Here is a 21728-nt window from a genome sequence, read left to right as displayed (position 1 = left end):
AAGCCTGTTTTAAGATGAGGTTTCATTTGAGGTTCCCAGGAGACTACTGGGTTGATAGGCCGGACCTGGAAGCACAGCAATGTGTGGAGGCGACCGGTACTAATACACCAATAAACACCATTCACACACACCAACAAGGTTGTGAACACCGCGAAGAAACACAAAAGCATTCTGCTTGCGTCCACTGTGCAGTCACTGACACAACACACCACCACCGCCACTAAGCGGAGGTTGGCCAACATAATTGCATAACGCTGACTTTGATCAGCCGAACATGCCCCGTATAGGTGTGTCGGTGGTTGATGGCGGCGGGGAAACGCCCGGTCCCATTCCGAACCCGGAAGCTAAGCCCGCCCGCGCCGATGGTACTGCTCCCGGGAGGGAGTGGGAGAGTAGGTTACCGCCGACCCAACAACTTCACACACAAACACCCGCCGCACCAACACTGATGGTGCGACGGGTGCTTTGGCATGTGCGCCGGCAGTGACCCACCGAGACCACCCCGCTGGACTCCGCATTGCGGACAACCACAGCACCACCCATGATTGGCCCACACCCACCAAATCCTTGCCCGGTCCATGCTCCGCATTGCGGACAACCACGCCGGCACCAACAATGGGTGCTTACCCACGGACCATGTCGCTGGCGGTGTCGCAAAAGTTCACGCCGGCGATTTTCCACCTGGGTAAACAGCCGCCGAAAACGGCCGACTCGTCAGCTTTTACGAGACCAACCCGGTGATGATCCGCATTGCGGACAACCACGACGGCACCCATCATTGGCCCACACCCATGAAAAGCCGGGGCGAAACTACCCGGCGGGGCGCGACCTGCCAACTGGGGGTCACAGAGGTCGCGGGGCCAGCACACGCAGCCACGATGACGTCTCCTGTTCGGCGGAAGTCGAGTACCGGACGTCGAGCACACCCGCCTGCACCGACGGACTCGACCTCCACCACTCGACCAACAACACACCCACAACAACCCGAGACCGGTCCACACTCCGCACTGCGGACAACCCCAGCAACACCCATCATTGGTGCGCACCCACAAATATTTCCGAGTGGCACCCCCACAAACCGACAATCCACCTGGGCAAACAACGGCCGAAAATGGGCGGATCGTCAACGTTTACGAAAACCGCCCCCGCGAACATCCGCAATGCGGACAACCACGACGGCACCCATCATTGGCGCACACCCACCAATTACCGGGTCAGGCACCCTGCACCGGCACCCCACGAACCGACAATCCACCAGGGCAAACACAGCGCGACGTGTACGACCAGTGCGATAGCCCGTAGGTAGGTTCTGGTTGCGGGGGCTGCGAGCGCGGGAGCGCGCGGCGGAACCTGCAGGTGGTGGGAGTCATCTGTGCCGGAGTGCGCAGCTTTCCTATAATGGTCGAGATTAGAAACGGAGGTCCCCTATGGCAGATGTGGACGAGGGAAGAGAGCGGGAGCGCTCTTTCGGCGACAACGGTCGCAAGGACGGCTCACGCGGGGAACGCGGCGGCCGCGATGCCCGTAACCGTGATGGTCAGAGCGGATCCCGTGGTGGTGGATCCCGTCGGGGCGAAGGCCGTGGTCGAGACGGTGAGCGTCGCCGAGATGGAGGACGCAACGGCCGGCGCGGCGACGGTCGGCGCGGTGAGGGCCGCGGACGCGATGGTGACCGTCGCAGGGGCCGTGGCGGCGTGCGTCACGACCGTTCCAACCCGCGCCGTGAGGGCTTCCGCGAGGACCGCATGGCGCAGAAGGAGCAGGAGCCCGATCTGCCGCAGGGCCTGGAGGTCTCCGACCTGGATCCTTCTGTGCTACAGGATTTGAAGGTGTTGTCGAAGGATAATGCGGAGCGCGTCGCAAAGCATATGCTCATGGCGACCGACCTGCTTTACGACGATCCGAAGCTCGCGCTTCAGCACGCGCGCGCAGCGAAGAACCGCGCGGGGCGCGTCGGAGTGGTGCGCGAGACCAACGGTGTCGTCGCGTACCACGCCGGCGAGTGGAAGGAAGCGCTGTCTGAGCTGCGTGCCGCTCGTCGTATCTCAGGCGGTCCTGGCTTGCTGGCTGTGATGGCGGACGCTGAGCGCGGTCTTGGGCGCCCGGAGAAGGCGCTGGAGCTTGGCCGCAGCCCTGAGGCGCGCGAGTTGGACGAGGCCGGCCAGATTGAGTTGGCGATTGTCCTGGCTGGTGCTCGTCATGATCTCGGCCAGCATGAGTCTGCAGTTGCGCAGCTGCAGCGGTTGAACCCGTCGCTGGATTCCCAGGGCTTTGAACACGCCCGCCTGAGCTACGCCTACGCGGACGCGCTTCTGGCTACTGGTGAGAAGGCTGAGGCGAAGCGGTGGTTCGAGCACGTGGCCAAGATTGACGTCGACGGCATGACTGACGCGTCCGAGCGTGTGGCGGAACTGGGCTAGGCCTATGACGCTTGCGGCGAACCACGACGGCCTGCTGCTGGACCTCGATGGCACCGTCTGGTCTGGTGGCGAGGCGATTGAGCACGCCGTCGAGGCGATTAACGCCTCGGGCCTGCCAGCGATGTACGTGACCAACAACGCCTCTCGCAGTGCCAAGGATGTTGCGGAGATGCTCCGGGCCATTGACCTTGATGCGGCTGAGGGGGACGTGCTCACGTCCGCGATGGCGGCGGTGACCATGGCGGCGCGCTATCTCGATCAGGGCGATGCGGTTTATGTCGTGGGCGCGCCGTCGCTGCGTCAGCTCGTTCAAGAGGCCGGCTACCGGATCGTGGACAGCGCCGACGACGCGCCAAAGGTGGTGCTGCACGGCCACAACCCGGACACCGGGTGGCGCCAGCTGTCGGAGGCGGCGCTGAGCCTGCAGCGAGGGGCGAAGTACCTGGCCACGAACCTGGACACCTCGCTGCCGATGGAGCGCGGCTTCATAGTGGGCAACGGGTCCATGGTCGCGGCTGTGACCTCGGCGACCGGGGTTGTGCCGGAGGCGGCAGGCAAGCCGGAGCCGGCAATGTTCACCCAGGCTGCGCAGTCGCGCGTCATGAAGAAGCCCCTCGCCGTGGGCGACAGGCTGGACACGGACATCGCCGGCGGCGTCGCCGCAGGCATGACCGCTCTGCACGTGCTCACCGGCGTTTCCGGCCCGCACGCGCTGCTGCAGGCGCCGCCGGAGCACCGCCCGACCTACATCGCGGCGGACATGCGCGGTCTCAGCGAGTCGCCTGAGCAACTCTCTCCGGGTGCGCAGGAGGGCTTTGCGGCGCGTATCGACGGCTCCGCCATCGTCCTCACCGGCGGCAACGCCAACGCCTCCAGCTTGGCTGCCCTCCGCACCGCGCTCGACGTGGCGTGGCAGCAGCCTGACCCGCCGGCTGAAGTGCGCGCGGATTCTGACGCCGCTGAGGCGGCGCTCGCAGAGTGGTGGTGACGCTGATGAACCCCGCTCCGATTCCCCGCGATCCGCGGGCACCGAAGGTCAGCGCCGACGAGGTGACACAGCGCGTTGAGTCGATCCTGGCCGAGCCGACGGATGGCCTCGCAGCGGAGGTGGACGCGCTGACTCGGGCGCACGCGGTGCTGCACGAGGCGCTGTCCGACAATTAGTTAAGAAAGGGGGCCGCTACCGTGGCACCGAAACGCACCCGGCTCGACGCGGAACTGGTCCGCCGTAAGATCGCGCGCTCGCGTGAGCAGGCGCAGAACTGGATCAAGGAAGGTCGCGTCCAGGTCGGCGGTTTTACCGCCACGAAGCCGGCGACGGTGGTGGAGCCGGATGCTTCCATCAAGGTCAACACTGACGATGTGGACGATTGGGCATCGCGCGGGGCGCACAAGCTGCTTGGCGCGCTTGAGGTGTTTGGCGGGGGCGGGCTTGTCGTCGAGAAGCGAAAGGCGTTGGATGCTGGCGCCTCGACCGGCGGGTTTACTGATGTGCTGCTGTCGCGTGGCGTAAGCGAGGTCGTCGCGGTGGATGTGGGCTACGGGCAGTTGGTGTGGCGGCTGCAGAACGACGAGCGCGTGCGCGTGCTGGACCGCACCAACATCCGCAACCTCACCCCAGAGATGATGGGCGGGCCGGCGGATCTGATGGTCGGAGACCTGTCGTTTATCTCGCTGAAACTGGTGCTGCCAGCGCTGGTGGAGTGCATGGTCGACGGTGCGGACATGCTACCCATGGTCAAGCCGCAATTCGAGGTAGGCAAGGACCGCCTCGGCAGCGGAGGCGTGGTGCGCTCCTCAGAGCTGCGCGCGGAGGTCACCCTGGACGTCGCGCGTTTTGCGCAGTCGCTGGGCCTGTCCGTGCGCGGGGCGACGGCGTCCCCGCTGCCGGGGCCGAGCGGCAACGTGGAATACTTCCTGTGGCTGGTCAAAGACGGGGGCGAGCAACAGCTTGACGACGACCCACTGGCCGCGCTGGTCAACCGCGCGATCGAGGAAGGACCGAAGTAGATGGGAACACGCCGCGAGATCCTGTTGGTGCCGCACTTGTTCAGGGCCTCCAACATTGATTCGGCGGCCCGGGCGGCGCAGCTTCTGCAGCAGGCGGGCATTGAGGTCCGCCTGCTCGAACAGGAGCAGATGGATGTCATCGAGACCAACCCGGTGCTGTGCGGGCTGACCCGCGCGAAGGCGGACGACTCCGCGGCTGCGGGGTGCGAGTTGGTGCTGGTGCTCGGCGGCGACGGGACGTTTCTGCGGGCGGCGAGCTACGCGCGTGCGCAGGATATTCCGGTGCTGGGCATCAACTTGGGCCACGTGGGGTTTCTCGCGGAAGGAGAAGCGTCGAGTCTGGAAAAGGTCATCGGCCAGGTGATCGACCGCTCGTACCGCGTGGTGGAGCGGATGACGTTGGACGTTTCTGTGCTCGGCGAGGGCGGCGAGGTGCTCGGCCACAGCTGGGCGCTCAACGAGTGCAGTATTGAAAACTCGGATCGCACCCGCGTGCTGGACGCGACGCTGGAGGTGGATTTCCGCCCCGTGTCCTCATTCGGCTGCGACGGCGTGCTCATTTCCACACCGACGGGCTCAACTGCGTACGCGTTTTCCGCGGGCGGGCCGGTGATGTGGCCGCAGCTGGAGGCGATCCTGGTGGTGCCGAACAACGCCCACGCGCTGTTTGCCAAGCCCCTGGTGGTCGCGCCGACGTCGACTGTTGCGGTGGAATCGGAGCGGCAGACCACGCAGGCCACCGCGGTGATGGACGGCCAGCGCCGCCTGACGGTGCCCGCCGGTTCGCGCGTGGAAGTGGTGCGGGGCGAGCGTGGGGTGCGCTGGGTACGCTTGGACGACAGACCGTTCACGGACAAGCTCGTGGACAAGTTCCAGCTCCCGGTTTCCGGGTGGCGCGGCCCGCGCGGGGCGTAAATCTGACAGGGAGGCACGTTTTTGCTCGCTGAGATCGCTATCTCCAACCTTGGCGTGATTAGCCACGCCTCGTCTGAGCTTTCGCCGGGGTTGACTGTGCTCACCGGCGAGACGGGCGCGGGTAAGACGATGGTGGTCACAGGCCTGCGCCTGCTCACCGGCGGGCGTGCGGACGCCTCCCGCGTGCGCACCGGCGCCAACAGTGCGGTGGTGGAGGGCGCGTTTGGCACCCAAGGCTTGCCGGATGAAGTGCGCGAGGCTATCGACGCTATTGCGGCCGGCGCAGGAGCCGAACCGGACGAAAATGGCGAGTACCTGGTGTCGCGCTCTGTGAAGGCCTCGGGGCGCTCCAGCGCGCACCTCGGCGGGCGCAAGGTGCCGGCGGCGACGCTGAGCGAGCTAGCAGGCCACCTGCTTACCATCCACGGTCAGAACGACCAGCTGCGGCTGATGGCGCCGGAACAGCAGTTGGCGGCCCTCGACCGCTTCGATCCGGCCATCCAGACCAAGCTGGACGCGTACCGCGAGGCATACACCGCGTGGCGCAGCGCCGCGAAGGAGCTGAAGGAGCGCACGGAAAAACGCCTGGAGCTGGCGCAGGAGGTGGACCGCCTCCAGTTCGCCATCGACGAGATCGATGCGGTAGCACCGCAGGCCGGCGAGGACGAGGAGCTGGTGGCCACCATCAACCGTCTCCAGGATGTGGACGCGTTGCGCGAGGCGGCCGAGACCGCGCTTGTGGCTATCGACGGCGCGGACGCCGTCGGCGGTGTCGGCGGGGAAGAAGAGCCCGCCTCCGACCTGATCGGCCGCGCCCAGGCCGCACTCGAAGGCGCGAGCGACCAGGAGCTGCGGGACCTGGGGGCCAGGCTGGGCGAGGTCGCCGGCGTGCTCTCCGACGTCTCCGCGGAGCTGGGCAGCTACACCAGCGGCCTTCCGTCCGACCCCGAGGAGCTGGAGCGGTACCTGCAGCGCCAGCAAGAGATCAAGGGTTTAACCCGCAAGTACGCCCCGGACGCGGCTGGTGTGGTGGCGTGGCGCGACAAGGCTGGGGCACGGCTGGCGAAGATCGATACGTCGGAAGGTGCCGTCGAAAAGCTCAAAGCGAAGGTGGCCGAGCTCGAGCGGGCGATGACAAAGCATGCGGCCGCGCTGACGAAGGCGCGCACGAAGGCCGCGGGCAAGTTGGGCGAGGCGGTGACCGAGGAGCTGCACGGGCTGGCGATGCCGAAGGCGCAGCTCACCGTCAACGTCACACAGGCCCAGTACGGCCGCGACGGGGCCGACGCGGTGGAGATTCTGCTCGCGCCGAATAGCGCGCTTGAGCCGAAGCCGCTGGCCACGAGCGCCTCCGGCGGCGAGCTGTCGCGCGTGATGCTCGCGCTGGAGGTCATCTTGTCTGAATCCTCCAGTGGCGCAACGCTCGTCTTCGACGAGGTGGACGCGGGCGTGGGCGGGCGCGCAGCAGTGGAGATTGGCCGGCGCCTTGCGCGTCTGGCCCGCGGCAACCAGGTCATCGTGGTCACGCACCTGCCGCAGGTCGCAGCCTATGCTGACACGCACCTGCACGTGTCCAAGGACATCGGTGACGTGGCCGTGACCTCCGGTGTTGCTGCACTGCAAACGGAAGAACGCATCGAGGAGTTGGCCCGCATGATGGCCGGCATGGACGATTCGGACACCGGCCGCGCCCATGCCGCCGAGCTGTTCGAGCGCGCACAGGGTGAGGTGGCGCAGTTGCGCGGTTAGTTCCCCGCGCGCCTCCCCGGTTCAGGCAGGTCATCGTTGCACAATGGTGCGCATGACTGTTGCACCCTCCGCTCAAGAACCGACCAAGGAACCGCCCGCGTCCGAGCTGCGCGGCACCTTGCGCGACTGCTCCCCGCAGGGCAAGGGACTGGGCAAGCTTAGCGAGGGCGACATCGTATTCGTGGACGCACCCGACATGCAGCGCCGCCTGGCTGAACAGATCATCGCGCGTCGCCCCGCGGCGGTGGTCAACCTCGCGCCATACTCCACTGGCACGCTGCCCACGTTCGGCCCGCACTTGCTTCTCGACGCCGGCGTGCCACTGTTCGAGGCAGCTGGCACGGACCTGCGCGGGAAGATCCGCGACGGCAAGAAAGCTACTGTCTCGCCGACCGGCCAGATCACCGTGGGGCGCAAGGTTGCCGGCCAAGCGCAGCCGGTGACCCGCACCGAGGTGGACGCCACGTTCTCCCAGGCTCAGCGCGGTCTGGTGGAGAACATGGAGGCTTACTTCGGCAACACCATCGAGTTCATCCACTCGGAGGCGGCGCTGCTTATCGACGGCGTCGGCGCCCCGGAACTCGGCGACATCATGACAGAGCGCAAGGTGTTGGTTGTCTCGCCGGCTCCCGACACTCGCCAGCGCATGGAGGAGCTGAAGAACTTCATGCAGGAATACACGCCGGTTGTCATCGGCGTTGGTGCCGCCGCGGACACGCTTGCGTCCATGGGCTACGCGCCGGACATCATCGTGGGCGACCCGAAGGACGTGGCGTCTGAGAACCTGCGCTCGGACGCGAAAGTGATCCTGCCCGCGGAGCCGGACGGCTACGCGTCTGGTTTGGAACGCATTCAGGATCTGGGCGTGGGGGCCATGACGTTCCCAGCTGCGACGGATTCCCCGACGGACCTTGCGATTTTGCTGGCGACGTTCCACGACGCCGAGATGATCGTCACCGTGGGCCAGCCGGTGGAACTGGACCGTATCTTCGCGGATTCCGCTACCACCGCGGGCACCCCGGCCACGGAACCGGCGGCGCTGCTCGCGCGGCTGAAGGCGGGGCGCAAAATCGTGGATTCCTCCGTGATTACCAACCTGTACGCTGTCGAATCCAGCGCAGGTGTGGCATGGGCGTGGGCGATCCTCGGCGTACTGGTCGCCGCCGCGGTGGCGATCCTGATTGCCGGGCTGGGCGGCGACGGCAACTTCGCCGACAACCTCGTAGACACCTGGAACACCATCGCGCTGACGGTGCGCGGCTGGTTCGACGGCTGGACTAACTAGGAGGGCAGTGTCTGATGGCAAAGACTCAAGGCAGGGTAGGCCTCATCGCAGCTGGCCTGGGATGGGGCGCAGCGCTCGGAATTGCGCTGGGCGCTTTAGTGCTGGCACCAGCGATGCCGGGAAAGGTGGACCTCGGCTTCTCCCAGTACAAGGCTGACGCCGCCGCGAAGCCCGCTGTAGACGACGCGGAATTCGAGGCGGCACAGGCGCGAGCAGAGGAGGCGAACGACCTGTTGGCGCAGGAATCCGGCTCCATCGTCTCTGGTGCGCTGAAGGACGTGCCGGTGACCATCGTGCGCACGGCCGCGGCGGACTCGGAAGATGTCGAGTCCGTGCGCTGGCTGCTCAACGCCGCCGGAGCGTCCGACTCCGGCGAGCTGACACTGACGGAGCGTTTCTCCGACCAGGCAGGCGCGGACGAGCTGTCAAGCATCGTCGCAAACACGCTGCCCTCGGGTGCGAAGCTGTCGGTGGAGGACCGCTCCCCGGGACTTCACGCAGGACAGTCTCTCGCGACCGTGCTGTTCGACGACGGCACTTCCGGGGAATCCAAAACTTTGCCGGATGACCGCACGCTTGTGCTGGATTCGCTGCAGCAGGCCGGGTTTATCGAATTCAGCGGTTCCATCGTGCCCGCCGGCGCGGTGGTGATCGTGGACGGGCCAGCGCGTAGCAGCGACTTCAGCGCACAGGTCATCGGCGACTTTGCCAAGGCGCTCGGGGCAGAGGGCAAGACCGCCCTGGCTTCCCAGGGTGCAGAGCCCGATGCCATCAGCGGGGTAAAGACTGTCGGCGGCGTGGACGCGGAAGCTGGGCGCATCAAGTCCGTGCTCGCAGTGTCCAGTGGTGGCGGCGGGGCTTAAGGCTCGTAGGCTTGTGCCCATGAGCCACGAATTCACTGTCACTGGATCCGAAGTCGTCCTTGACGCGCCAATTATCGCGGTGCGCCGCGACCAGGTAGTTATGCCGGGAGGCAACGAGGCTGCGCGCGAGATTGTGGAGCACTTCGGCGCCGTCGCCGTGGTCGCGTTGGACGATCAGGGACGCGTGGCGCTGGTGGAGCAGTATCGCCACAGCGTGGGTGAGCGCCTGCTGGAGCTACCCGCCGGGCTGTTGGACATGCACGCGGAGGACGAGCTGACCTGCGCGAAGCGCGAGCTGCAGGAGGAGGCGGGCCTGGCTGCGGACGAGTGGGGCGTGCTGGTGGACTTAGTCACCTCCCCAGGGTTCGCGGAGGAAGCAGTGCGGGTGTTCATTGCCCGGGGCCTGCACGAAGTGGAACGTCCCGAGGCCGAAAACGAGGAAGCCGACATGGGCTTTGCGTGGGTGGACCTGGAGGAGGCCGCCGATAAGGCGCTACGCGGCGAAGTGGTCAACTCGATTGCGGTCTCCGGCATCCTCGCCGCCGCGCGTTTGGTGGCCCGGGCTGAAAATCCCAGGTCAGTCAACGAGCCGTTTCACCTGCGCCCGACTTCGTTGGCCAGCCGCCGCGCGGAAGAAGGCATCGTGCCGGACATGAAACGGGTCTAGCCGGTGGACGCGGAGGCGCTGGCGAAGCGCTGGCTGACGCATCTTGCCGTCGAAAGGGGCGTGTCACCCCACACGCTGAGCAACTACACCCGCGATGTGCACCGCTACACCGCGTGGCTGGCCGCGGCAGGCAAAACGGATTTGAGTCAGGTCAGCGCCGCCGACATCGAAGCGTACGTCGCGGACCTGCGCCGGGGCGTGGACGGGGCGAAGCCCCTGGCCGCGTCTTCGACGGGGCGCGCGCTGACCGTCGCGCGCGGTCTGCACAAGTTCGGTGTGGACGAGGGCGTCCTGCCAGCTGACGCGGCCGCTGAGGTCTCGCCGCCTCGGACCGGCGAGCGGCTGCCAGACACCTTAAGCATCGAAGAGGTGGCCAAGCTTCTCGACGCATGCCCGACCGAAACCCCATCCGGCCTGCGCGACAAAGCACTACTGGAGACGCTCTACGCCACCGGCGCCCGTGTCTCGGAAGTGTTGGGCTTAAGCGTCGACGACGCCAGCGCCGCCTTGGACGGCGAGTACGGCGGCGTGCTCGCGGTGACCGGCAAGGGCAACAAGCAACGTTTGGTGCCGCTGGGATCAAAGGCGCAGGAAGCGCTAGAGGCGTACTTGGTGCGCGGGCGTCCGGCGTTTGCCAACGGGACCTCGCACGCGCTGTTGCTAAACAAGCGCGGGGGAGCGTTGTCCCGCCAAAGCGCGTGGAACGCGATCAAGGCTGCGGCAGCCCGGGCGGGGATTGAGAAGGACATCTCGCCGCACACCCTGCGGCATTCGTTTGCCACGCACCTGCTGGAAGGCGGGGCGGACGTGCGAAGCGTTCAGGAACTCCTCGGGCACGCCTCAGTGACCACCACGCAGATTTACACCCACATCACAGCCGATAACCTGCGCGAAGTTTGGCGCAGTACGCACCCACGTGCGTAGACTCGGCTGCTTGATTGACCCACACAATTAACGGGAGAACTATCTATGCGACCCGCATCTTCTACATCGCGCACCACGCGCCGCGCTGCGCTTCTCGCCGCGCCTGCCGCGCTACTTCTAGCGGCTCCGATCGCTCCGGTGGCGCACGCGCAGCTTCCAGAGGGCATGAGCCCGGAGGAGGTGCAGTCCATGATCCCCGGGGAGATTTCTGTTCCGGCGGGCGAGAGCACGACCGTGGACGTGGGCGTTCCGGTGGACGTGAACTACTCCTCGGGTGGATGGACGGTAACGTCCTCGGGCACGTCTGTGACCGTGAGCGCACCGAACCAGCCGGGTGCTACGGCGGCGGTGCCGGCTAGCGCGGGCGGCTACTCGGCGACGGTGAACCTGGTCGCTGTCGACGATGGCTCCGCGGATGTCGGCGGGGACTCCGGCGAGTCCGGTGGTACCAGCGGGGGAGGCGCCGGTGCCGCTGCTGCCGGCGAGGCCGCGGATGGTGAGGCTGAAGGTGGCGCTTCCGGCGGGGAGGGTGATGCCGGCAGCTCCGGCGGCGGGGCCAGCGACGGCAAAGACGGCCAAGGTGGCCAGCCCGGCGAGTCCAGCACAGAAGATAACGGAGGGGGCGGCAGCGCCCCGGCGGTGTCGCGCCCGTCGCGATCCAAGGCGGAGCCCGCTGACGATGCTGCCGCGACCAAGCTGTACTTCGATGGCGAAATTCGGGACAACACGATCGTGGTGAAGGTGCCGCTGAGCCGCGTCAAGGACCTGATGAAGTACGCCAGCTACGACACGGAGGGCGCCACGCTGCGGTACCTGGACGTCAACGGACAGGTCATTGAGGGCGTGAAGCGCGAGATTGATAAGGGCAAACGCACGATCACCCTGACCTATCCGGAGGGGGAGACGCCGGACAACCCGTTCATCATGGAAATGGTGCGCGACGGCAAGGCGGATTTCGTCGCGGTGATCACCTCGACCAACGTTCCTGTGGAGCAGGCCGGCGACAGCAACGGGGACAATCAGTACGGCAGCTACGCGAACCAGGATGGTCAAGGTCGTGGGGTTGACGGGACGTCGTCGTTAAGCGATGTTGTGCCCCTTGCGATCGCTGGAGCTGCGTTGCTGGCAGCAATCGCGGTGTTGATTGTGTTCCTGCGCCGGAGGCGCGCGCAGGCGTAATGACAACGTTGTAAGATGGCGGAAGTCAAGGGTTTGGACGTGATTGAGGGAAGGACCGGCCATGGCGGACGAGGCGCTGTTTGACGCTGCGGACCAGAAGACGTTTCTGACCGGGCGGCCGTGGCGCGAATTTGCCCAGCCGAAGGAGCTGGACAAACACGGGCCCGCCACGGTGATCTCCATGGTCAACCAGAAGGGTGGCGTGGGCAAAACCACCTCGACGATCAACCTCGGCGCCTGCCTGGCGGAACAGGGCCGCAAGGTGCTTCTCGTGGACCTGGACCCGCAGGGCGCGCTTTCAGCGGGGCTCGGCGTTTCATACGAAGAGGAGCAGGTCACCGTCTATGACCTGTTGTTCGACAACACCGCAAGCATTCACGCCGCGATTAACACGACCAACGTCTCCGGCCTGGATGTGGTGCCCGCCAACATTGACCTTTCGGCGGCGGAGATCCAGCTGGTCAACGAGGTTGGTCGCGAGCACACGCTCGCCCGCGCCCTGCGTCCGGTGCGAAACGAGTACGACTTCATCATCCTCGACTGTGGTCCGTCCCTCGGCCTGCTCACTGTCAACGCGCTTGCCTGCTCCCACGGCGTGATCATTCCAATGGAGTGCGAGTACTTCTCCCTGCGCGGCTTGGCACTGCTCACGGACACGGTGGAGAAGGTGCGCGACCGCATCAACTTCGACCTGGACATTGTGGGCATCCTGGTGACCATGTTCGACCGCCGCACCACCCACGCCCGCGAGGTGATGGACCGGGTGGTGGAGGTCTTCGGCGAGCGCGTCTTTGACACCGTGATCACCCGCACCGTGCGCTTCCCGGAGACGTCTGTGGCCGGCGAGCCGATCATCACCTGGGCGCCGAACTCCCAGGGCGCGGACCAGTACCGCAACCTTGCGCTCGAGGTGCTGGAGCGCACCAGCTAGTGGCGGCGGCAGCGCCCGATCCGTACCCCCAGCCGGAGATCACCGGGTTTACCCTGGCTCTGCAGAACTTCGAGGGGCCGTTCGACCTGCTGCTCACGCTGATCCAGTCGAAGAAGCTGGACGTGACAGAGGTGGCGTTGGCAGAGGTGACCGACGAGTTCATCGCGTATACGCGCGCGCTCGGGGAGACGGAGGCGCTGGATGAGGTCACCGAATTCCTCGTCGTCGCAGCGACCCTGCTGGACCTGAAAACCGCGCGCCTGCTTCCAGGAAACGACGGCGAAAACATCGAGGACCTCGAGCTTTTGGAGGCGCGCGACCTGCTGTTCGCCCGCCTGCTGCAGTACCGCGCCTACCAACGCGTGGCCGACCAGTTCGCCGAGTGGCAAAAACTCGCGCTTCGGCGCTACCCGCGCGCGGTGTCCATGGAGCCTAGGTTCGTGGACCTGCTGCCGCCGGTGGATCTCGGACACACGGCTGCGAGTTTCGCCGAGCTTGCCGCCAGCGTGTTCCGCCCCCGGCCGCCGGAGGAGGTGCGCACAGACCACCTGCACGCACAGGCGGTGTCTGTGCCAGAACAGGCGGGCAAGATCCTGGACACGCTGAAACTGGCGGGTACCGGCTCCTGGCTGACGTTTGCGGCGCTCACGCGCGATTGCACCCGTTCCATGGAGGTGGTGGGCAGGTTCCTGGCACTGTTGGAGCTGTACAAGGCCAAGGCCGTGGAGACGGAGCAGCCGGAAGCGCTGGGACGCCTGGACGTGTCCTGGACCGGGCTTGAGGTGGACCCAGCGGTCGTTGCCGCCTCGAACTGGACGTAAGCGTCGGGCCGGCACACGGTACCCGATACACTGCCGAATCATGGATAGCTTGCCCATGGTCTCCCAGCTGCGCTCCCGCATTGAGTCGGTGCTGCTGGTCATCGACGCGCCTGTTGCGGTGGAGCAGCTGGCAAGTGCGCTCGGCGCGACGAACGAGGAAGTATCCGACCTGCTGCGCGAATTCGCCCGCGAGCTGGACGAGCGCCGCTCCGGCATGGACCTGCGCGAAACCGCGGAGGGCTGGCGCCTCTACACCCGCACCGACAACGCCGACGCGGTCGAGGCGTTCCTGCTGGACGGCACGCAAAAGAAGTTGTCTCGCGCGGCGATGGAAACACTCGCGGTGGTGGCCTACCGTCAGCCGGTCACCCGCGCGCAGGTCGCGGGCGTGCGCGGCGTGAACGTGGACGGCGTGATGCGCACGCTCGCACTGCGAGGCCTGATCGCCGAGGTGGACCCGGGCGAGGCCGGGGAGGACGTGCCGGATCACGGCGCGCACCGCTACGTCACCACCGAGCTGTTTTTGGAGCTTTTAGGCATCGATTCCTTGGAGCGCCTGCCGGAGCTTGCGCCGCTGCTTCCGGACATCGATTCCATCGAGGATGCCTGGTAAACTCCCGGGGCATGACACCACCCGCTCGCCGAGATGGCACACCGGATAAGCGTGGGAAGGACGATACGTTCTACATCTCCTACGCCAAGCCGGCTAAGAAACAGAATGTCCGCCTGAACAAGAGGCGCCAAAACGCCGCGAAGAATCAACCCAACCCGCTGGACGATAACTGGTGGGACGAAGACCCAGCAGCGGCGAAGGCCGCGGCTGAAGGCGTTCGACTGCAGAAGGTGCTCGCGCAAGCGGGCGTAGCTTCCCGTCGTCACGCAGAAGCGATGATCGAGCAGGGCCGCGTCGAGGTTAACGGCGAAATCGTGATGCGCCAGGGCATGCGCGTGAACCCGAACGTGGATATCATCCGCGTCGACGGCGCGCGCATCAACGTCAACGAGGAGCACGAGTACTTCGTCTTCAACAAACCCCGCGGCGTGCACTCGACCATGAAGGACGAGATGGACCGCATCTCCGTGGGCTCCTACCTGGCGGAGCGCACCGCGTCCGGTCAGCGCCTGTTCCACGTTGGCCGCCTCGATGCGGACACCGAGGGCCTGCTGCTGCTCACCAACGACGGCGAGATGGCCAACCGCCTGACGCACCCGAAGTACGAGGTGGCCAAGACGTACTTGGCCACGGTGCTCGGCGAGGCCAACAATGCGGTGGTCAAGCAGCTCAAGGAGGGCATCGAGCTTGACGACGGACCCGCGAAGGTGGACTACGCGCAAATCGTGGACGTGCACAACGGCCAGTCCATCATCCGCGTGGAGCTGCACGAAGGCCGCAAGCACATTGTGCGTCGCATGCTGAAACATGCCGGGTTCCCGGTGCAGCGCCTCGTTCGCACGAAGTTCCACACGGTACAGCTCGGCGACATGAAGCCGGGCTCCATGCGCGCGCTGAACTCTTCTGAGCTGGCGTCGCTGTACAAGGCGGTGGAGATGTAAATGACTGACACACTTTCCAATATGGAAAACGGCGGGCTCATCGTGGCTGTGGACGGGCCTTCGGGCACCGGCAAGTCCACCATGTGCCGCGCGCTGGCGAAACGCCTGGACGCGAAGTACGTGGACACCGGGGCGATGTACCGCGTTGCCACCTTGGCTGTGCTGCGCGCGGGAGTTGACCCGGCCGACACGGCAAAGGTAGTTGAGACGACCGCGGACCTGCCGTTGGAGGTCTCCGACGATCCGGATTCCACCGAGGTGCTCTTTGCTGGCGAGGACGTCAAGGCGGAAATCCGCGGCGCCGAGGTGACCAAGCACGTCTCCGCTGTCTCCGCCATTCCCGAGGTTCGCGTGAACCTGGTGGAGTTGCAGCGCAAGCTCGCCCGCGAGTCCGGGCGCGCGATCGTGGAGGGCCGCGACATCGGCACCGTTGTGTTGCCGGATGCACCCGCGAAGGTGTTCATGACGGCGAGTGCGGAGGTGCGCGCGAAGCGTCGCTACGACCAGGACGTTGCGGCGGGGCGCGAGGCGGACTTCGACGCGGTGCTTGCGGACGTGCAACGCCGCGACGAGGCAGATTCCTCGCGCGCGACCAGCCCGCTCAAGCCCGCGGACGACGCGGTGCTTGTGGACACCTCCGAGATGACCCCGGAAGAGGTCCTGGCGGCACTGACCGAGGTCGTGGAAAGGAGCGCACGATGAGCGAGCGCAACAACAACCCCCGTTCCAACGACGAGCACCTCGAGCCGGAGACGCAGTTCATCCAGCCCGGCATCGACCGTTCCGGCTACACCGACGTGGACGCCTACGTGGTCGGCGCCGATAGCGCCGAGTACTACGAGAACAAGGACTTCAACGCGGAGGAGGACCTGCAGGGCTTCGAGGACGCCGGCATCGACGAGTCCGAGTTCGGCGAGGCAGACTTTGGCGAGGGCTACGACTCCGATGACGAGCTGACCGAGGAGGAGTGGGCCGAGCTCGAGGCGGAGTACGGCATCGCCCAGCCTGACGTGGTTACCGAGGCGCTGCCGACGGTTTCCATCGTGGGCCGCCCGAACGTGGGCAAGTCCTCGCTGGTCAACCGCTTTATCGGCCGCCGCGAGGCCGTGGTGGAGGACCACCCGGGCGTCACGCGCGACCGTGTCAGCTACATCACCGACTGGGGCGGGCGCCGCTTCTGGGTGCAGGACACCGGCGGCTGGGACCCGGACGCGAAGGGGATCCACGCCGCGATCGCCCGCCAGGCCGAGGCCGCGATGGCCACCTCCGATGTCATCGTCATGGTCGTAGACGCGAAAACCGCGATCACGGAGACGGACGCGGTGATGGCCCGCAACCTGCAGCGCTCCGAGGTTCCCGTGATTCTGGTGGCGAACAAGTTCGAGTCAGACAGCCAGTGGGGCGACGTGGCCGAGTTCTACGCGCTCGGCTTGGGCGACCCGTGGCCGGTCTCCGCACTGCACGGCCGCGGCGGAGCGGATGTGCTGGACGAGATCATGCGTCTGTTCCCGGACGAGCCGCGGGTGAAGGAATCCATCACCGGCGGCCCGCGCCGAGTGGCGCTGGTGGGCCGGCCTAACGTGGGCAAGTCCAGCCTGCTGAACAAGCTGACTAAGTCCAACCGCTCAGTGGTGGACAACGTTGCCGGCACCACCGTGGACCCGGTGGATGAGCTAGTAAAGCTGGATGAGGACCTGTGGACCTTCATCGACACCGCCGGCCTGCGCAAAAAGGTCAAAAACGCCCAGGGCCACGAGTACTACGCGTCGCTTCGCACCCGCGGCACCATCGAGGCCGCTGAGGTGTGCGTCGTGCTCATCGACGCCTCGGAGGAGATCTCTGAGCAGGACCAGCGGGTGATCTCCATGGTGTTAGAAGCAGGCAAGGCGATGGTCATCTGCTTTAACAAGTGGGACCTGATGGACGAGGACCGCCGCTACGACTTCGACCGCGAATTCGACGAGACGATGGGCCAGCTTAAGTGGGTGACTAAGCTCAACATCTCCGCCGACACCGGCCGCGGCCTCCACCGTCTAGAGCCGGCGATGAAGGAGGCGCTAGAGAACTGGGATAAGCGCATCTCCACCGGCCAGCTGAACAATTGGCTGCGCGAGGCGATTGCGGCGAACCCTCCGCCGATGAAGAACAACCGCCTGCCCAAGCTGCTGTTTGCCACCATGGCCAGCACCCGTCCGCCGACAATCGTGCTGTTTACCACCGGGTTCCTCGACGGCGGGTACCGCCGTTACCTGGAGCGCAAGTTCCGCGAGCAGTTCGGCTACCACGGCACCCCGGTGCGCATCGCGGTGCGCGTGCGCGAGCGGCGCGGCAAGAAGGGTTAGGCCTATGCGGCAGCGCACACTCGACGTTGGTGGCGTGGAGCGCAGCTACCACGTCAGCGTTCCCGCAGGTGACGCTGGCGCGCTGCCGGTGATCGTCGCGCTGCACGGCAAGGGCGACAATGGCCGCGATTTCCTCGCCGGCACGGGCCTGCACCGGGCGCGTGCCATCGTCGCCGCGCCGACGGGTGCGGGCCTTGCATGGTCGCCTGCGCCGTACGCCCGCACCACCTTCGATGAGGATGCGGCGTTTGTGCGTGCGCTTATCGACGACCTCCGGTCCACCTTCGCCACCACCAACACCTATCTTGTCGGCTTTTCCAACGGTGGGGGACTGGCGGTGCACCTGAGCCTGACCGACCTCGACCTGGCTGGCGTCGCCACTGTTGCAGCGGCCGTGCGTGCAACCCCAGACGAGCTGGCTGCGAGAGCGCAGCCGCTGGATTACTTGAACATTCACGGCACCTTCGACGACGTGGTGCCGTTTGCCGGCGAGCAGCGCTCCCCGTACAGCGGGGGAGAAGACGACACCACCTTTGGCGCACCCGACGTGGTGGCGGCGTTTGAGCGCCGCAACGGCGACCGCGCCCGCGCCGAACTGATTGCGGTGGAGGGCATGGGCCACGAGTGGCCCACTGGGCCGTGGGCCGCCCGGCGCGGCGTGGACGCCACCAAGGCGATTGTTGAGTTCTTCGGTCTGGAATTCGACCGCGCCAGCTAGGCGCGCTCGTAGACGAACGCGTCGGTGCGGTACGGCAGCGGGATGCTGTCGCCGGGGTCGAAGCCGAGGCGCTCGTAGAGGTACCAGGCGAGGTTCGCCTCCATCTTGGCGCGAGTGCGCTCGTTCGCTTTCAGCCAGTAGGAGCGGGTAGCCATGAGCTCGAAGCAGTCCTCGACGGCGATGGGGTGGAGCCACTCCTGGCGCAGCTCGTCTGTCAGCTGCCAAGGGGAGGCAACCTCCGGATAGAAGCCCTCGCGCTGTACGTCTCCGGAATGCATGATGCGGCTGAGCCTCAGCACCCAGGGGTGGCGCACGGCCAGGGTGTTCCAGCACAGCACGAGGCGCCCGCCGGGACGGATGACGCGGTCAGCCTCCGCGCTAGCCGCGTGTACGTCTACCCAGTGCCAGGTTTGCGCGCACGTCAACGCGTCGACCGCGTTATCCACCAGGCCGGTCGCCTCGGCGGTGGCGCGCCACACGGGCACCTGGGGAAGCACTGTGCGAAACACGCGGGTCATGTCTCCGCTGGGATCGCAGGCGAACACGGAACGTGAATCGTCGCAAAGCAATTGTGTGAACTTGCCGGTACCTGCGCCTATGTCGCAGACAGTGCCGGGGCCGACGAGCTTACCTAGCGCGTCGGGGTAGGTGGGGCGGGCGGCGTCGTAGCGAGTTGCGTCGCGGGTGAACGCCTCGGCGGCGCCGCTGCGGTGCGCGGAGTTTCTGAACGTGGGGCCAGCTTTCCTGCTGGGGCCTGGCTGTGTTCTGCTCGCGTGCACAATGGTCTAATCTACCTTGCGTGTTTCTCCGCCAAATGACCCGCGCCGTGGCCGCCATCGGCTTGGCCGTCACCTGTTTTAGCGTCGCAGGGTGCGTGGGGGATACGGCACGGCTGCGCACGGCGATAACCACGCAGCCGGATCCTCCCCAGGACGTCGTGCGTGAAGTGGAGCCGTGGTCCGACCCGGCGATAGAACACCGGCAGATGACGTCCGCCGGGCTCAAGCGCGGCTACATCCTGTCGGTGCCGAGGGGTGCGAAGCAGCGCGACAGGCTGCCGCTGATCCTGGTGTTCCACGGCTACATGGAAGACGCGGAGCGGATCCGCCAGCACTCGCAGCTGGACAAGGCGGACGCCATCGTGGCGTTCATGGACGGCGTGGGCAAAGCCTGGGCGCCTGCCCCGTACGCGGAAACGACCGGAGAGCAGGACCTCGCGTTCGTCGACGATGTGCTGGGTCAGGTGGAGGGCGAATACTCCATCGACCGCACCCGCATCTTCGCCGCCGGTTTTTCCAACGGCGGCGGGTTCGCGGCGTTTGTGGGCTGCCAGCGACCGCAGGAGTTCAGCGGCGTGGCCACTGTGGCTGGCGCGTTTTACCAGCGCGTTTCCTCCGGGTGCTCCAGTATCCCGATGAAGCACGTGGACATCCACGGTACCGCCGACCCGATCATCTCCTACGACGGCGGCGAGCGACACGAGACGGTGTACAACTCCACACCCGAGATGCTCGAGGAAGCGGCGGTGCGCAACCACTGCGCGGGTCGTAGGGAAGACGTTGCGCTGTCGCCCACGGTGACGAAGCTGAGCTGGGAGGACTGCGATGCCGCGCTGTCGCACTACCGCATTGAGGGCGGGCCGCACGTGTGGCCCGGCGGCACCTCCGACAAGACTGGCCTGGTGTCCGACGGGTTTGCCGCGCGCACGCTGCTGGAATTTTTCGGCGTCGGGTTGTCGTAGCCGCGCGGTGCGACGCGGTTGTGCCCAGGCACCGCTACGATGAGTCGCGTGAATGTCGCGTCTAGTTCTCGGGTGACAGTGGTGTTCAACCCCGTCAAAGTCCACCTGGGACGGCTGCGCCGCGCCGTGGAGCGCTACGCCTGGGAGGGTGCGGATATCGAGTGGGCAGCAACGACCGCGGAGGGGCCCGGGTTTTCCCAGGCCGTCCGAGCGCTCGAGCACGGCGCCGACTTGATCATCGCCGCTGGTGGTGACGGCACGGTGCGCATGGTCGCGCTGGCCGTGTCCGGTTCCAAAACTCCCATGGCGATCGTGCCGGCGGGCACAGGCAACATGCTCGCGCGCAACCTGGGGGTGCCGCTTGTGCTGGAAGCGGCGGTGCACCGGGCGTTTTCCGGCACCGACCGGCTCATCGACCTCTGCCGCGCCGAGATGGTCTACCCCGACGGCCGCACTGAGCACTCCGGCTTCGCCGTCATGGCCGGTGTCGGAGTGGACGCGGGCATGATTCACCGCACCCGCGACAGCCTCAAGGCTGCGGTCGGGCCGCTGGCGTACGTTCCGGCCGTGTTCCAATCGCTCGGCGGCGGCAATAGCGTAGACGTGGACATCACGCTTGATGGCGACCCCACGGTCACCACCTCCTTGCACACGTGCATCGTCGGCAACTGCAGCGACCTCGTCGGCGGGATCCCGCTGTTGCCGGACGCGCTGCCTGACGACGGGGTTCTCGACGCTGTGGTACTGCGTGCCGAAGACGTCGCCGACTGGGCGGGCATCGGCGGCAAGCTCGCGCTGGACACCGTCCGCGGCGGCATCAACGCGCTGTTGCCCAGCGAGGCGCAACCGCGGCCGCTAGCGTCGTTGCCGCCGACCATGGAGTACCTCGAGGGCCGCCGAATCACGCTCGAGTTTTCGGAGCCCGAGCAGCTCGAGCTAGACGGCGATGCCGCCGGTGCCGTCAGCGCTGTCACCTTCGACGTGATGCCGGGCACCCTGCGCGTGGTGTGCTGAAAACCTTCTGCCGTCGCTTTGGCGGACAGGCACAATGGTGTGCATGATCTACAGCTTTGAGGGCAAAACCCCGCGGATCCACCCTTCGGCGTTTATCGCCGATGAGGCCACCATCATCGGCGACGTGAGCATCGGCGAAGACGCGAACATCTGGCCAGGCGTGGTCATTCGCGGCGACGTGGGCGCGATCCGCATCGGCAACCGCGTCAACGTCCAGGACGGCTCGGTGTTGCACGTGGACACGGAGGGTAAGACGGTGCTGGAAGACGATGTGACCATCGGCCACTTGGCAATGGTGCACGGCTGCCACATCGAACCCGGCTGCCTGATCGGCATGAGCGCGACGGTGCTGTCGCGCTCGCGCGTGGGCAAGGGCAGCATCGTCGGTGGCGGGGCAGTGGTGCTCGAAGGCCAGCAGTTGCCGGAGTTCTCTCTTGCCGCCGGTGTGCCGGCAAAGGTCAAGCGCACACTCGAGCCGGACACCTTTGAGGCGCGGTTGAGGCACGCGGCGTACTACGTGGGGCTGGGACGGCGGGCAGCGACTGGTCTCGTGGCGGTGGACCGGGCGTCGCTTGCGTAAAACTTCACACTAGAA

22 protein-coding genes and 2 rRNA genes are annotated in these 21728 nt (G+C 66.3%); 23 read left to right on the top strand and 1 reads right to left on the bottom strand.

Translation table 11 applies throughout. The features are described 5' to 3' along the window. The 20 genes from NUW87_RS01870 to NUW87_RS01775 form a co-directional block, all read left to right on the top strand. Positions 1 to 124, top strand: a 23S ribosomal RNA gene (locus tag NUW87_RS01870); the annotation flags it as partial. Positions 125 to 291: 167 nt separating this feature from the next. Further along, positions 292 to 409 (top strand): 5S ribosomal RNA (gene rrf, locus NUW87_RS01865). Positions 410 to 1427: 1018 nt separating this feature from the next. Then, positions 1428 to 2420, top strand: coding sequence for a tetratricopeptide repeat protein (locus NUW87_RS01860; protein WP_269027008.1), 993 nt, complete (start codon positions 1428 to 1430; stop codon positions 2418 to 2420). 4 nt (positions 2421 to 2424) lie between these two features. Continuing rightward, entirely contained in the window at positions 2425 to 3408 is a 984-nt protein-coding gene (locus NUW87_RS01855; protein ID WP_269027007.1) for an HAD-IIA family hydrolase, read from the top strand. 5 nt (positions 3409 to 3413) lie between these two features. Continuing rightward, positions 3414 to 3584, top strand: coding sequence for a hypothetical protein (locus NUW87_RS01850; RefSeq protein WP_239218988.1), 171 nt, complete (start codon positions 3414 to 3416; stop codon positions 3582 to 3584). Between the two features lie 21 nt (positions 3585 to 3605). Beyond that, positions 3606 to 4430, top strand: coding sequence for a TlyA family RNA methyltransferase (locus tag NUW87_RS01845; protein WP_269027006.1), 825 nt, complete (start codon positions 3606 to 3608; stop codon positions 4428 to 4430). Next, positions 4431 to 5345, top strand: coding sequence for an NAD kinase (locus tag NUW87_RS01840; RefSeq protein ID WP_269027005.1), 915 nt, complete (start codon positions 4431 to 4433; stop codon positions 5343 to 5345). It abuts the gene before it with no gap. A 21-nt stretch (positions 5346 to 5366) separates the two neighbouring features. Beyond that, positions 5367 to 7094, top strand: a complete 1728-nt coding sequence (gene recN, locus NUW87_RS01835) for a DNA repair protein RecN (RefSeq protein ID WP_269027004.1) — start codon at positions 5367 to 5369, stop codon at positions 7092 to 7094. 52 nt (positions 7095 to 7146) lie between these two features. Beyond that, the gene (steA, locus tag NUW87_RS01830) at positions 7147 to 8379 is read left to right on the top strand and encodes a putative cytokinetic ring protein SteA (RefSeq protein WP_269027003.1); all 1233 of its coding nucleotides are present in this window, start codon (positions 7147 to 7149) and stop codon (positions 8377 to 8379) included. A 14-nt stretch (positions 8380 to 8393) separates the two neighbouring features. Then, the gene (locus tag NUW87_RS01825) at positions 8394 to 9242 is read left to right on the top strand and encodes a copper transporter (RefSeq protein WP_239218978.1); all 849 of its coding nucleotides are present in this window, start codon (positions 8394 to 8396) and stop codon (positions 9240 to 9242) included. A gap of 19 nt (positions 9243 to 9261) precedes the next feature. Then, the gene (locus NUW87_RS01820) at positions 9262 to 9909 is read left to right on the top strand and encodes an NUDIX domain-containing protein (RefSeq protein ID WP_239218976.1); all 648 of its coding nucleotides are present in this window, start codon (positions 9262 to 9264) and stop codon (positions 9907 to 9909) included. 3 nt (positions 9910 to 9912) lie between these two features. Then, entirely contained in the window at positions 9913 to 10833 is a 921-nt protein-coding gene (gene xerD, locus NUW87_RS01815) for a site-specific tyrosine recombinase XerD (protein ID WP_269027002.1), read from the top strand. A gap of 45 nt (positions 10834 to 10878) precedes the next feature. Next, complete coding sequence (locus NUW87_RS01810) at positions 10879 to 12012, top strand: hypothetical protein (protein WP_269027001.1); 1134 nt, start codon at positions 10879 to 10881, stop codon at positions 12010 to 12012. Positions 12013 to 12073: 61 nt separating this feature from the next. Then, the gene (locus NUW87_RS01805; protein WP_034999074.1) at positions 12074 to 12943 is read left to right on the top strand and encodes a ParA family protein; all 870 of its coding nucleotides are present in this window, start codon (positions 12074 to 12076) and stop codon (positions 12941 to 12943) included. Further along, complete coding sequence (locus tag NUW87_RS01800) at positions 12943 to 13764, top strand: segregation and condensation protein A (RefSeq protein ID WP_269027000.1); 822 nt, start codon at positions 12943 to 12945, stop codon at positions 13762 to 13764. The genes NUW87_RS01805 and NUW87_RS01800 overlap by 1 nt, the downstream gene beginning before the upstream one ends. A gap of 40 nt (positions 13765 to 13804) precedes the next feature. Further along, entirely contained in the window at positions 13805 to 14377 is a 573-nt protein-coding gene (scpB, locus tag NUW87_RS01795) for an SMC-Scp complex subunit ScpB (RefSeq protein WP_269026999.1), read from the top strand. 11 nt (positions 14378 to 14388) lie between these two features. After that, positions 14389 to 15318, top strand: coding sequence for a pseudouridine synthase (locus NUW87_RS01790; protein WP_269026998.1), 930 nt, complete (start codon positions 14389 to 14391; stop codon positions 15316 to 15318). Continuing rightward, entirely contained in the window at positions 15319 to 16020 is a 702-nt protein-coding gene (gene cmk, locus NUW87_RS01785; RefSeq protein ID WP_269026997.1) for a (d)CMP kinase, read from the top strand. Continuing rightward, positions 16017 to 17660, top strand: a complete 1644-nt coding sequence (der, locus tag NUW87_RS01780; RefSeq protein ID WP_269026996.1) for a ribosome biogenesis GTPase Der — start codon at positions 16017 to 16019, stop codon at positions 17658 to 17660. The genes cmk and der overlap by 4 nt, the downstream gene beginning before the upstream one ends. 4 nt (positions 17661 to 17664) lie before the next feature. After that, the gene (locus NUW87_RS01775; protein WP_269026995.1) at positions 17665 to 18378 is read left to right on the top strand and encodes a CE1 family esterase; all 714 of its coding nucleotides are present in this window, start codon (positions 17665 to 17667) and stop codon (positions 18376 to 18378) included. On the opposite strand, the gene NUW87_RS01770 is transcribed toward NUW87_RS01775, so the two are convergent. Then, positions 18375 to 19157, bottom strand: coding sequence for a class I SAM-dependent methyltransferase (locus tag NUW87_RS01770; protein ID WP_269026994.1), 783 nt, complete (start codon positions 19155 to 19157; stop codon positions 18375 to 18377). The genes NUW87_RS01775 and NUW87_RS01770 overlap by 4 nt on opposite strands. A gap of 20 nt (positions 19158 to 19177) precedes the next feature. Between NUW87_RS01770 and NUW87_RS01765 the strand changes: the two genes are divergently transcribed. From NUW87_RS01765 to NUW87_RS01755, 3 genes are read left to right on the top strand one after another with little or no spacing between them, the layout of a single operon-like run. Then, on the top strand, positions 19178 to 20119 hold the full coding sequence (locus NUW87_RS01765; protein WP_269026993.1) for a CE1 family esterase: 942 nt from the start codon (positions 19178 to 19180) through the stop codon (positions 20117 to 20119). Positions 20120 to 20167: 48 nt separating this feature from the next. Then, positions 20168 to 21133 carry a diacylglycerol/lipid kinase family protein gene (locus NUW87_RS01760; protein ID WP_269026992.1) on the top strand — a complete coding sequence of 322 codons (966 nt, stop codon included), beginning with the start codon at positions 20168 to 20170 and terminating at the stop codon, positions 21131 to 21133. A 43-nt stretch (positions 21134 to 21176) separates the two neighbouring features. Further along, positions 21177 to 21713, top strand: a complete 537-nt coding sequence (locus NUW87_RS01755) for a gamma carbonic anhydrase family protein (protein WP_269026991.1) — start codon at positions 21177 to 21179, stop codon at positions 21711 to 21713. Positions 21714 to 21728: the final 15 nt, after the last annotated feature.

Origin of the sequence: Corynebacterium pilbarense (assembly GCF_026930265.1) — a bacterium.
GTDB classification, from domain to species: domain Bacteria; phylum Actinomycetota; class Actinomycetes; order Mycobacteriales; family Mycobacteriaceae; genus Corynebacterium; species Corynebacterium pilbarense.
This window is presented reverse-complemented; position numbering and strand designations above follow the sequence as displayed.